Genomic DNA, 11,532 nt, shown 5'->3' on the forward strand with positions numbered 1-11,532 from the left:
CTGGACGGTGCGGCTCATGCCGTCCTCGGTCAGGGAGCCGGCCGGGACGGTGCCGCCGCCGGCACGGAGGGCCTCGGCCAGCTTCATGGTGCTGAGGCCGGCCGCGGCGAGCCGGCGCTCGTCCGGGGTGACGGAGACCTGGAGGTCCTGGACGCCGTCGACGGTGACCTGTCCGACGCCCTCGATGTCCTCCAGGGCGGGGACCACGGTCCGCTCCAGCTGGTCCGCCAGCGCCTGCTGGTCCTTGCCGGAGGTCGCGGCGAGGACGACGGTCGGGATGTCGTCGGTGGAGCCGGCCACGACCTGCGGGTCCACGCCGTCGGGGAGCTGCGCCCGGGCGCGGTTGACGGCCTGCTGGACGTCGGCGACGAGCTGCTTGGTGGACTCGTCGCCGTAGTCGAAGGAGGCCATGACGACGGCGCTGCCCTCGGAGGCGGTGGAGGTGACCGACTTCAGGCCGTCGACGGCCTTGAGCCCGCTCTCCAGCGGCTCGACGACCTGCTTCTCCACCACCTCGGGAGAAGCGCCCTGATAGGGGGCGAGGACCGAGACCACGGGGAGCTCGATCGAGGGCAGGAGCTGCTGTTTCAGCTGCGGTATCGCGATCGCGCCGAACACGATCGCGACGAGGGACATCAGACCGATCAGGGCCCGTTGCGCGAGGCTGAATCTGGACAGCCAGGACATGGGGACTCACTTCCGTGGCGTACTCGTCGGCGGGCGGGCACGACCTCGGTACCCCCGGCTCCACCTTCGGGGATCCGCCGCGGGAATTCCTCGCCCCCCGGGCCCACTTCACCGGGCCGCGCATACCGCGCCTGGAGTACGCGGCCCTCCCCCGGAACGACCACCCGGCCCCGGGGCGTCCCTCAGTCCCGGCCCTGCCCGGCCCGGGGTCGCACCAGACCGGACTCGTAGGCGGTGACCACCAGTTGGGCGCGGTCGCGGGCGCCGATCTTCGCCATGGTCCGGTTCACATGGGTCTTCACCGTGAGCGGGCTGACGTCGAGGCGCTCGGCGATCTCGTCGTTGGACAGTCCGCCCGCGACCAGGACGAGCACCTCCCGTTCGCGGGCGGTGAGGGCGCCGAGCCGTTCGGAGCGGCCCGGGCCGCCGCCGGAGGGGTCGTCGGCCGCGGCGGCGCCCTGGGCGAGGAAGGTCGCGATGAGGCCCTTGGTGGCGGCCGGGGAGAGCAGCGCCTCGCCGGCGTGGGCGATCCGGATGGCCCCGAGCAGTTCCTCCGGTTCGGCCCCCTTGCCGAGGAAGCCGGAGGCCCCGGCGCGCAGCGACTGCACCACGTACTCGTCGACCTCGAAGGTGGTCAGCATGACGATCCGCACGTCCGCCAGGCCGGGGTCGGCGGTGATGGCACGGGTGGCGGCGAGCCCGTCGGTGCCGGGCATGCGGATGTCCATGAGGACGACGTCGGGCCGCTGGGCGCGGGCGAGGGCGAGGGCCTCGGCGCCGTCGGCGGCCTCGCCGACCACCTCCATGTCGGGCTCGGAGTTCACCAGGACCTTGAAGGCGCTGCGCAACAGGGCCTGGTCGTCGGCGAGGAGTACCCGGATCGTCATGTGTCCTCCCCCGTGCGGGACGTCACCGGAAGTATCGCCTGCACCCGGAAGCCGCCCCCGTAGCGGGGTGCGGCGGTGAGGGTGCCGCCGAGGGCGGTGACCCGCTCGCGCATGCCGAGGAGCCCGTGGCCGCCGCCGTCCTCGGCGGGTCCCCCGGCGGGCGGCGCGCCGTCGTCCAGGACGGTGATCTCGACCGTACGGCCCACCCGGACCACGCTCACCTCCGCGCGGGCGCCGGGCCCGGCGTGCTTGCGCACGTTGGTGAGGGCCTCCTGGACGATCCGGTACGCGGCCAGGTCCACGGTCGCGGGCAGCGGGACCTCGCCGCCGGCGCGGGCCAGGGTGACCGGGAGGCCGGCCTTGCGGAAGCCGTCGAGCAGCCCGTCGAGGTCGGCGAGGCCGGGCGCCGGCTCGGTGGGGGCCGCCGGGTCGCCGGACTGCCGCAGCAGGCCGACGGTGGCGCGCAGCTCGTCCAGGGCGGAACGGCTCGCCTCGCGGACGTGGGCGAGGGCCTCCTTGGCCTGGTCGGGGCGCCGGTCCATGACGTGCGCGGCGACGCCCGCCTGGACGTTCACCAGGGCGATGTGGTGGGCGACGACGTCGTGGAGGTCGCGGGCGATCCGCAGCCGCTCCTCGGCGACGCGGCGGCGGGCCTCCTCCTCGCGGGTGCGTTCGGCCCGCTCGGCGCGCTCCCGGATGGCGTCCACGAAGGCGCGGCGGCTGCGGACGGCGTCCCCGGCGGCGGCGGCCATGCCGGTCCAGGCGAACACGCCGAGGTTCTGCTGCGCGTACCAGGGTGTCGGGCCGAAGGCCATGGCGGCGGCGGTGAGCACGGTCATGGTGGCCAGGCCGAAGCGCCAGGTGGTGGGGCGGTCGGTGCGGGAGGCGACGGTGTACAGCGCGAGGACGGCGCTCATGGTGACGGGCACGGGCCGGGTGTCGGCGGCGAGCTCCACGAGGCTGCTCGCCACCGTGAACGCGAGCACGGCGAAGGGCCTGCGGCGGCGCAGCACCAGGGCGGCGGCCCCGGCTCCCATGACGAGCACGCCCCCGCCGGTGGGGGCACGCTCGATGGCGGGGGCCACGGCACTGCCGTGCGGGTTGGTGAAGGAGGCGGCGACCATGCACACGAACACGCCGAACGCGAGGACGGCGTCGAAGGCGAGCGGATGCGCGGCGAACCACGCGCGCAGCCGGCCGGCGGGGGCATGCGGCGGGCGTGCGGGCCCGGCGGGTGCGGTCCCCGCGCCCGGCGCGGGTGCCCGGGGCGGCGCGGTCGGGGCGGGGGCGGACCGGTCGTCGGGGGCCGGGCCGGTCGGGGCGGGGTCGGCGAGGGTCACATCGGGAAACGGTACGGGGAACGGCCCGGGGCCCCGCCACCGCGTGGGGTGGCGGGGCCCCGCCGTACCGGTCGTTCAGCCCGGGAAGAGGCCGTCGTCCGTGAGCATCCCGCGGACCTCGTCCAGGCTCGCGCCCGCCGCCGGAAGGATCAGCTCCGACGGTTCGAGGGAGTCGTCGGGCAGCGGCACCCCGATCCTGCGGACCCCGTCGAGCAGGGCGCCCAGGGTGCGGCGGAAGCCGTCCTCGTCCCCCGACTCCATCTCTGCGAGCAGCTCGTCGTCGAGCGCGTTGAGCTCGGCGAAGTGGCTGTCGGCCAGCTTCCACTGGCCCTCCCCCATGATCCGTACGATCATGTCGCGTCCTTCGGGTCGCCGAGCGGCCGGTCACCGCCGGTGCGGATGCCCGCCCTCGGCGGGTCTCGGGGCTACTGCTTGTCGAACCGCGGGTGGGACTGGGACTGCGGGGCCTGCTGCGCACCGCCCGCGCCGCCCTCGATCGCCTGCTGCTGCGCGGAGGAGCCGCCGGCCAGCTCGGCCTTCATGCGCTGGAGCTCCAGCTCGACGTCCGTACCGCCGGAGAGCCGGTCCAGCTCGGCCTGGATGTCGTCCTTGGCCAGGCCCGACTGGTCGTCGAGCGCGCCCGAGGCGAGCAGCTCGTCGATCGCGCCGGCCCGCGCCTGGAGCTGCGCCGTCTTGTCCTCGGCGCGCTGGATGGCCAGGCCGACGTCGCTCATCTCCTCCGAGATGCCGGAGAAGGACTCCGCGATCCGGGTCTGCGCCTGGGCCGCGGTGTAGGTGGCCTTGATGGTCTCCTTCCGGGTGCGGAAGGCGTCGACCTTGGCCTGGAGCCGCTGGGAGGCGAGGGTGAGCTTCTCCTCCTCCCCCTGCAGCGTCTGGTGCTGCACCTGGAGGTCGCCGACCTGCTGCTGGAGCGCGGCCCTGCGGGACAGCGCCTCACGTGCCAGGTCCTCGCGGCCGAGCGCCAGCGCCTTGCGGCCCTGGTCCTCCAGCTTGGCCGACTGGTTCTGCAGCTGGTTCAGCTGGAGTTCGAGCCGCTTGCGCGAGGTCGCGACGTCGGCGACGCCCCGGCGCACCTTCTGCAGCAGCTCCAGCTGCTTCTGGTAGGAGTAGTCGAGCGTCTCGCGCGGGTCCTCGGCCCGGTCAAGGGCCTTGTTCGCCTTCGCGCGGAAGATCATCCCCATACGCTTCATGACACCGCTCATGGGCTTCGCGCGCCCCCTTCTGACGGACTCGGCACCAGCTCTATCGACAGGATCCACAGTACGGGCCCTGTCTCCATTACCGCACTGTTCGGAGCCGGATGCGCTCCTCCCCAAGGACGACTGCGCGGCTCCTCCCTCCGGCCCAGGGAGTAGACGGATCTCGGGGTGGACCCGCGTCCGTGCCGTCCCCGGCGGAGAGGAGGACGCACTCCGTTAGCCGATCGTTCCCGCCCGGGCTGGGGTCCATGCCCGCCACCCCGTACCCTTGGGTTTTGTGTTCCGTAGCCGTACGAAGGACGAGAAGGCCCCCACCGAGAAGGTGACGGCGGACCTTTCCCCCAAGCAGCCCCGCGACCCCCAGGCCCCCAAGGGCCGCCCGACCCCGAAGCGGAGTGAGGCCCAGTCGCAGCGCCGCCGCGCGCAGTCCACGACGCTCGACCGCAAGGAGGCCGCCAAGCGTCAGCGCGAGGCGCGCCGGGCCGATCTGGCCCGTCAGCGCGAGGCGCTGGCGAGCGGCGACGAGCGCTACCTGCCGGTCCGTGACAAGGGACCGGTCCGCCGATTCGTGCGCGACTTCGTCGACTCGCGCTTCGCGATCGCCGAGTTCTTCCTGCCGATGGCGGTCGTCATCCTGGTGCTGTCGCTGTTCGGCAACACGAACCGGTCGCTGCAGAACATCTCGCTGCTGCTCTGGCTCGGCGTGATCATCCTGATCGTCATCGACTCGATCGGCATCTCGATCCGGCTGCGGAAGCAGCTGAACGAGCGCTTCCCGAACGAGCCGAAGCGCGGTGCCGTGGCCTACGGCCTGATGCGTACGCTCCAGATGCGCCGCCTGCGGCTTCCGAAACCGCAGGTCAAGCGCGGAGAGCGGCCCTGAGCGCCGACCGGTCGGCCCCGGAGCACGTCACCCCGGACGGGGGCGCGCCCGAGGCGGGCGGCCCCGTGCTGCCCGCCGGGCACTGGCCGTCCGGCCAGGGCGGGCTGCGCGACACCGTCCGGCAGGAGCTGGTCGCCCGCCAGGTCGACGAGCAGATAGCCGCCCGCTACCCGGTGGGGCAGCGGTTGCGGATCCTCGACGCCGGCATGGGGCCGGGCACGCAGGCGCTGCGCCTCGCCCGGGCCGGCCACACGGTGACCGGCCTGGAGGCCGATCCGGATCTGCTGAAGGCGGCGCGTGAGTCGCTGGCGACCGAGCCGGCCGGGATCCGCGAGCGGGTCCGGCTGATCGAGGGGGACGGACGCGAGACCGGCGTCCACTTCATGCCGGGGAGCTTCGACGTGGTCCTGTGCCACGGGGTGCTCATGTACGCCGACGAGCCGGACGCGCTGCTCGCCGGGCTCGCCCGGATGCTGGCGCCCGGGGGTCTGCTCTCCCTGGTCGTACGGAACGCGGACGCCCTGGCCATGCGGCCGGGGCTGGCCGGGGACTGGCCGGGCGCGCTCGCCGGTTTCGAGTCGGACGTCTACACGAACGACGACGGGGTGAAGGTGCGGGCGGACCGGCTGGAGGCGCTGACGGCGACGCTCGCCGGGATCGCGGCGCCGCTGCACGCCTGGTACGGGGTGCGGGTCTTCACCGACGGCATCCCGCCCGAGCGGGGCCTGCCGGCGGCGGACGAGCTGGACCGGCTGCTGACCGCCGAGGACCGGGCCGGAAGAACGGATCCCTACCGGCGGGTCGCCGGCCTGCTGCACCTGTGCGGCGTCCGCGGCTGACCGTCGCGTGGGCGGCGGCGGCCGGTCTCCCGGCCCGTAGCCTTACCCCCGGCCACCCGCTCCACACCTGATCGGATGCGTCCGCCGGGCCGGGCAGACTCCGGAATCGGATACTCCGGACATGGACGCATCCGCTGCCCGTCGCCTTCTGCCCCCGCTCGCCGCCGGGATGTGCGCCGCCGCGCTGCTCGGCGGCTGTTCCCCCGCCGGCTCCGGGACGGCCGCCCCGGACCGCTCCACGCAGGCGGCGGCGCCGGTCGCCGCCCGTGACCTGGAGGACGACTACCGGCAGGTGATCCGGGACGTGCTGCCCTCGGTCGTGCAGATCGACGCGACGAACGGTCTCGGTTCCGGGGTCGTCTACGACGACAAGGGACACATCGTCACCAACGCGCACGTGGTGGGCCGGGAGCGGAGCTTCAAGGTGACCGCGGCGACCGGCGGGCAGCCGGTGACGGCGCGGCTCGTCTCCGCGTACCCCGAGCAGGATCTCGCGGTGATCAAGCTGGACTCCGTGCCGCAGGGGCTCAAGGCGGCCCGGTTCGGTGACTCCGCGAAGGTCGACATGGGGCAGATCGTGCTCGCGATGGGGTCGCCGCTCGGCCTGTCCGGCAGTGTCACGCAGGGCATCGTCTCGGCGACCGGCCGGACGGTCAGCGAGGGGCGCGCGGGCGGCGGCACGGGCGCGACCATCGGGAACATGGTGCAGACCTCGGCCGCGATCAACCCCGGCAACAGCGGGGGCGCCCTGGTGAACCTGCGGAGCGAGGTCATCGGCATCCCGACGCTCGCGGCGAGCGATCCCCAGATGGGCGGGGGTGCGGCGCCCGGCATCGGCTTCGCGATCCCGGCGTCCATGGTGCGGACGATCGCGGACCAGATCATCCGCGACGGCAGGGTGACCGACTCGGGCCGCGCGGCCCTGAACATCTCCGGGCGGACGGTCCTCAGCGACGACTACGACCCGGCGGGCGTGGCCGTCGTCGAGGCGCCCGCGAACGGCGCGGCGGGCGCGGCGGGCCTGCGCCCCGGCGATGTCATCACCCGGATCGGTGACGACGAGATCACCACCATCACCTCCCTCGCCGAGGCCCTCGCCTCACGGCGGCCGGGCGAGAAGGTGACGGTGACGTACGTGCGGGGCGCGCAGACGCGCCGCGCGGAGGTCACGCTCGGCGAGATGTGACCGGCCGGGGCCGGTACGGGAGCGGGGCCGCCGCCCCGTACCGGCCGCCGGGGCGCTCAGCCCTCCGCGTCCAGCGGCATCGGGCCGTAGATCTTCGTGCCGTCCTCGGAGAGCGTCACCTGATCGGCGCCGCCCGCGAGGAGGTCGCGCCAGTGCTCCCCGATCCAGCTCTCGGCGTCGCCCTGGGTGGTGAACTCCTCAGGGGTCACCACCGGCTGGACCTCCGTGCCGTCGGACTTCTCGAACCGCCACGTCCATGCCATGTCCGCCTCCTGGTGCTCGCCGGATGATCGGTTTCCTGCCCGCAGAGTAGCCGGGCGCGCACGCCTCGCGGTGGCGCGGGAGGATCTGAGCGTGGAACTGACTCTGCTCGGCACCGGCGCCCCCCTGGGGTTGCCCCGCCCCGACTGCCCCTGCGCCGTGTGCGCGCTCTCCCGAGGGTCCCGTGCGCGGGCCGCGACCGCGCTGCTCGTCGACGGGGCCCTGCTCCTGGACCTCACCCCCGGCGCCGCCCTCGCGGCGGCCAGGTCGGGGCATTCCCTCGTGGGGGTGCGCCAGGTGCTGCTGTCCCATCCGCACGACGGTCCCGCGGTGGAGCTGCCCGCCGGGCTGCCCGCCGCCGGGCGCGTACCGGACGGCCGGGAGCTGACGCTGATCAGCGGGCACCGGGTGCGGGCGGTGCCGATGGACGCGCCCGGGACGGGGTACGAGGTGACCTCGGCCGACGGGGAGCGGCTGCTCTACCTGCCGCCCGGCGGGGCGCCCGCGGGGCTGGCCGACGACCACCGCGGGCCGTACGACGTGGTGATCGCCGATGTCACCGGGCGGCCGGACGCGCTGGCGCGGCTGCGGGCGGCCGGCGGCGTGGGGCCGGCGACGGTGGTGATCGCGGCGCATCTGGACCACGACGCGCCGACCGGGGCCGAGCTGGACCGGCGGCTGGCGGCGGCGGGCGCGCGGGCGGTGCCGGACGGCACGACGCTGTACGCGGGCGAGTACCACGAGGTGCCGGAGGTGCCGCGGCGGACGCTGGTGACCGGCGGCGCCCGGTCGGGGAAGTCGGTGGAGGCCGAGCGGCGGCTGGAGTCGTTCCCGGAGGTGCTGTACGTGGCGACCGGCGGCACCCGGGAGGGCGATCCGGAGTGGGCGGAGCGGGTGAGCCTGCACCGGGAGCGGCGGCCGGGTTCCTGGCGTACGGCAGAGACCTGCGACCTCGTGCCGCTGCTCGCCGAGGACGGTCCGGCCCTGCTCGTCGACTGTCTGTCGCTGTGGCTGACGGACGCCATGGACCGGGTGGGCGCGTGGGACGACGAGCGGTGGGCGGACGGCGGGCGGGCGGCGCTGCGGGAGCGGACGGCGGAGCTGGTGGCGGCGGTGCGAGCCACCCGCCGTACGGTCGTGGCGGTGACGAACGAGGTCGGTTCGGGGGTGGTGCCGGGCACGGCGGCGGGGCGCCGGTTCCGGGACGAGCTGGGGCGGCTGAACGCGGCCTTCGCGGACGAGTGCGAGCAGGTGGTGTGGGTGGCCGCGGGTCAGCCGCTGGTGCTGCGCGGGTAGGGTGCGGTCGACCGACACGTACGGACGATGACCCTCGCTGATGTCACAAGGCGGAACCGTGAACCTGGACGACTTCTCCGATCTGATCGCGCGCGCCGACGGCGGGACACGGCGGGACGCCGAGGAGCGCCGTGAGCGGCTGGTCGTGCCGCCGGGTGCCCTCGGGCGCCTGGACGAGCTGGGCGAGTGGCTGTCGGCGGCGCAGGGCGAGGTGAAGGTCCGGCCGGTCGAGCACCCGAAGGCGGTGCTGTTCGCGGGCGACCACGGGGTGGCCGCGCTCGGGGTGTCGGGGCGGGCGGCGGGTACGGCGCACGAGCTGGTGCGGGCGGTCCTGGAGGGCGCGAGCCCGGTGGCCGTGCTCGCCCGGTCGATGGGCGTGCCGGTACGGGTCGTGGACGCGGGCCTGGACTGCGACCCGGAGCTGCTGCCGGCGGAGGTGACCCGGCACCGGGTCCGGCGCGGCAGCGGCCGGATCGACATCGAGAACGCGCTGACGGCCGAGGAGGCCGAGGCGGCGGTCCGGCTCGGCATGGCGATCGCCGACGAGGAGGCCGACTCGGGCACCGATCTGGTGGTCCTGGGCGATCTCAGCGTGGGCGGTACCACCCCGGCGTCCACCCTGATCGCCGCCCTGTGCGGCACGGACGCCTCGGTGGTGACCGGGCGCGGCGGGGCCGGGATCGACGACCTGGCGTGGATGCGCAAGTGCGCGGCGGTCCGGGACGCGCTGCGGCGGGCCCGGCCGGTCCTGGGCGACCAGCTGGAGCTGCTGGCGGCGGTCGGCGGCGCGGACCTCGCGGCGACGACCGGTTTCCTGCTCCAGGCCTCGGTCCGGCGGCTGCCGGTGATCCTGGACGGTGTGGTGGGCGCGGCCTGCGCGCTGGTGGCGCAGCGGGCGGCGTTCCGGGCGCCGGACTGGTGGCTGGCGGGCCAGGTGAGCGGCGAGCCGGCGCAGGCGAAGGCGCTGGACCGGATGGCGCTCAACCCTCTGCTGGACCACGGCGTCCATGTGGGTGAGGGAACCGGGGCACTGCTCGCGCTTCCCCTCGTCCGCGCCGCGGCGGCGTTCGCCGCGGAGCTGCCCGAGCGTCCGGACCCGACCACCCCGGACGCGGCGGGCGACGGCGGCGGCGCCTGACGGGGAAGACCTGCGGAACGACCGGCTCCGGGGACGGCCCCCGTGACGCGGCCGGGCAGGTGGGGACCCACCGTGCCCGCGACGCGCGCGGGGCCGTTTCCGGAGCCGCTTCATGACCAGCGATGCCCCATATGATCGCTTTTCATGGGAGAGGTCCGTTTGTCCGCCGAAGGAACACCCCGGGGCACCACCACCCGTTCACGGCGCGCCGCCGCGTTCGCCGTCTGGTACCTGCGCGCCGTCACGTTCGTCAACTTCCTGAGCGCCGTGTGGGTCTCCTTCGGACAGGACCTGCGCCGGCACAACGAGGACGACTTCTTCACCCCGTACCTGCTCACCGCCGGTTTCGCCTCGGGGGTCTTCACCCTCTTCCTGGCGGTCACCATGCGCCGCAGGAAGCGTGCCGCCTGGATCCTCAACCTGGTGCTCGGCGGCCTCTTCCTGCTGCTGTTCGCGCTCGTCATGCTCTTCCCCGAGGTGCGGGGACACACCCAGAACTGGATCTCGCTCGTCCTCACCGCCGCCTTCGTCCTCGCCCTGCTGCTGGGGCGCAGGGAGTTCTACGCGAAGGGCGACCGCTCCAACCCGGTCCTGGCCGCCTGCGTGGCGGCCGGCGGCCTGCTCGTCACCTCGCTCCTCGCCGCCGGTCTCGTCACCCTCACCAACACCGCCCCCGGCTCCCCGTCCTTCCCCGAGCGCTGGCGGTACGGGCTGATGCGGCTGGTCACCCTGGCCGCGGACGACTCCCGCTTCCCGGACATCGCCACACCCGGCTGGGTGGACGTCACGATCAACGTCCTGTCCACCCTCCTGCTCTTCGCCGTCCTCTTCGCCGCCTTCCGCTCGCGGCGGGCCGTGGACCCGCTCACCCCCGCGGACGAGGAGCGGCTGCGGGCCCTCCTGGACAGGCACGGGGACCGCGACTCGCTCGGCTACTTCGCGCTGCGCCGGGAGAAGAGCGTCGTCTGGTCGCCGAGCGGGAAGGCCGCCGTCACCTACCGCGTGCTCGGCGGGGTCTCGCTCGCCTCGGGCGATCCGATCGGCGACCCGGAGGCCTGGCCGGGCGCGATCGAGCCGTGGCTGGCCGAGGCGCGCGAACACGGCTGGATCCCGGCCGTGATGGGCGCGGGTGAGGAGGCCGGGACGGTCTACGCCCGGCACGGCCTGGACGCCCTGGAGCTGGGCGACGAGGCGATCGTCGACACCGACGAGTTCACCCTGGACGGCCGGGCCATGCGCACGGTCCGGCAGGCGTACAACCGGGTGAAGCGGGCCGGGTACGAGGTGCGCATCCGCCGCCACGAGGACATCCCGGCCGGGGAGACGGCGGCGCTGCTGCGCAAGGCCGACGAGTGGCGGGACGGGGCGACCGAGCGCGGCTTCTCCATGGCGCTCGGGCGGCTCGGCGACCCGGGCGACGGCCGCTGCGTGATGCTGGAGTGCGCGGACGCGGCCGGTGAACTGCGCGCGCTGCTCTCCTTCGTGCCGTGGGGGCCGAAGGGCCTGTCGCTCGACCTGATGCGCCGCGACCGGGACTCGGAGAACGGCCTCGTGGAGTTCATGGTGATCGAACTCCTGCGGCGCGCCGACGAGATCGGGATCACTCAGGTCTCGCTGAACTTCGCGATGTTCCGCTCCGTCTTCGAACGTGGCTCGAAGCTCGGGGCGGGGCCGGTGCTGCGCCTGTGGCGTTCACTGCTCGGCTTCTTCTCCCGCTGGTGGCAGATCGAGTCGCTGTACCGCGCCAACGCCAAGTACCGGCCGATCTGGGAGCCACGGTTCATGCTGTTCGAGA

General features: G+C 74.3%; 12 protein-coding genes. 6 read left to right on the forward strand and 6 right to left on the reverse strand.

What is annotated here, in order from left to right; all coding sequences use genetic code 11:
* From RIF68_RS13230 to RIF68_RS13250, 5 genes are all read right to left on the reverse strand, one after another.
* The coding region (locus RIF68_RS13230) for an efflux RND transporter permease subunit (RefSeq protein WP_309051412.1) at positions 1-687 on the reverse strand (687 nt) is incomplete at its 3' end.
* 182 nt (positions 688-869) lie between these two features.
* Positions 870-1,574, reverse strand: a complete 705-nt coding sequence (locus RIF68_RS13235) for a response regulator transcription factor (RefSeq protein WP_309051413.1) — start codon at positions 1,572-1,574, stop codon at positions 870-872.
* The gene (locus RIF68_RS13240; RefSeq protein ID WP_309051423.1) at positions 1,571-2,767 is read right to left on the reverse strand and encodes a sensor histidine kinase; all 1,197 of its coding nucleotides are present in this window, start codon (positions 2,765-2,767) and stop codon (positions 1,571-1,573) included. Before RIF68_RS13240 ends, RIF68_RS13235 begins: the two co-directional genes overlap by 4 nt.
* Before the next feature lie 222 nt (positions 2,768-2,989).
* Positions 2,990-3,268, reverse strand: a complete 279-nt coding sequence (locus RIF68_RS13245; RefSeq protein WP_309051414.1) for a hypothetical protein — start codon at positions 3,266-3,268, stop codon at positions 2,990-2,992.
* A gap of 71 nt (positions 3,269-3,339) precedes the next feature.
* Entirely contained in the window at positions 3,340-4,137 is a 798-nt protein-coding gene (locus RIF68_RS13250; RefSeq protein ID WP_309051415.1) for a PspA/IM30 family protein, read from the reverse strand.
* Positions 4,138-4,411: 274 nt separating this feature from the next.
* On the opposite strand from RIF68_RS13250, the gene RIF68_RS13255 reads away from it, so the two are divergent.
* The 3 genes from RIF68_RS13255 (at position 4,412) to RIF68_RS13265 (ending at position 7,042) form a co-directional block, all read left to right on the forward strand.
* On the forward strand, positions 4,412-5,017 hold the full coding sequence (locus RIF68_RS13255; RefSeq protein WP_309051416.1) for a DUF3043 domain-containing protein: 606 nt from the start codon (positions 4,412-4,414) through the stop codon (positions 5,015-5,017).
* Positions 5,018-5,082: 65 nt separating this feature from the next.
* Positions 5,083-5,856, forward strand: a complete 774-nt coding sequence (locus RIF68_RS13260; protein ID WP_309051417.1) for a methyltransferase domain-containing protein — start codon at positions 5,083-5,085, stop codon at positions 5,854-5,856.
* Positions 5,857-5,977: 121 nt separating this feature from the next.
* Positions 5,978-7,042, forward strand: coding sequence for a trypsin-like peptidase domain-containing protein (locus RIF68_RS13265; protein WP_309051418.1), 1,065 nt, complete (start codon positions 5,978-5,980; stop codon positions 7,040-7,042).
* A 56-nt stretch (positions 7,043-7,098) separates the two neighbouring features.
* Here RIF68_RS13265 and RIF68_RS13270 read toward each other — a convergent pair whose 3' ends face one another.
* The gene (locus tag RIF68_RS13270; protein WP_309051419.1) at positions 7,099-7,305 is read right to left on the reverse strand and encodes a hypothetical protein; all 207 of its coding nucleotides are present in this window, start codon (positions 7,303-7,305) and stop codon (positions 7,099-7,101) included.
* A gap of 91 nt (positions 7,306-7,396) precedes the next feature.
* On the opposite strand from RIF68_RS13270, the gene RIF68_RS13275 reads away from it, so the two are divergent.
* The 3 genes from RIF68_RS13275 to RIF68_RS13285 form a co-directional block, all read left to right on the forward strand.
* Complete coding sequence (locus RIF68_RS13275) at positions 7,397-8,599, forward strand: bifunctional adenosylcobinamide kinase/adenosylcobinamide-phosphate guanylyltransferase (protein ID WP_309051420.1); 1,203 nt, start codon at positions 7,397-7,399, stop codon at positions 8,597-8,599.
* Positions 8,600-8,657: 58 nt separating this feature from the next.
* Positions 8,658-9,737 carry a nicotinate-nucleotide--dimethylbenzimidazole phosphoribosyltransferase gene (cobT, locus tag RIF68_RS13280; protein ID WP_309051421.1) on the forward strand — a complete coding sequence of 360 codons (1,080 nt, stop codon included), beginning with the start codon at positions 8,658-8,660 and terminating at the stop codon, positions 9,735-9,737.
* 144 nt (positions 9,738-9,881) lie between these two features.
* On the forward strand, positions 9,882-11,532 hold a 1,651-nt coding region (locus RIF68_RS13285), incomplete at its 3' end, for a phosphatidylglycerol lysyltransferase domain-containing protein (protein WP_309051422.1).

The organism is Streptomyces sp. (assembly GCF_031178505.1).
GTDB classification, from domain to species: Bacteria; Actinomycetota; Actinomycetes; order Streptomycetales; family Streptomycetaceae; genus Streptomyces; species Streptomyces gulbargensis.

Bases quoted from the DNA above. Each gene is read 5' to 3' on its own strand.
- RIF68_RS13235 (WP_309051413.1), bottom strand. From the start codon at position 1,574: ATGACGATCCGGGTACTCCTCGCCGACGACCAGGCCCTGTTGCGCAGC.
- RIF68_RS13245 (WP_309051414.1), bottom strand. From the start codon at position 3,268: ATGATCGTACGGATCATGGGGGAGGGCCAGTGGAAGCTGGCCGACAGC.
- RIF68_RS13265 (WP_309051418.1), top strand. From the start codon at position 5,978: ATGGACGCATCCGCTGCCCGTCGCCTTCTGCCCCCGCTCGCCGCCGGG.
- RIF68_RS13270 (WP_309051419.1), bottom strand. From the start codon at position 7,305: ATGGCATGGACGTGGCGGTTCGAGAAGTCCGACGGCACGGAGGTCCAG.
- RIF68_RS13250 (WP_309051415.1), bottom strand. From the start codon at position 4,137: ATGAGCGGTGTCATGAAGCGTATGGGGATGATCTTCCGCGCGAAGGCG.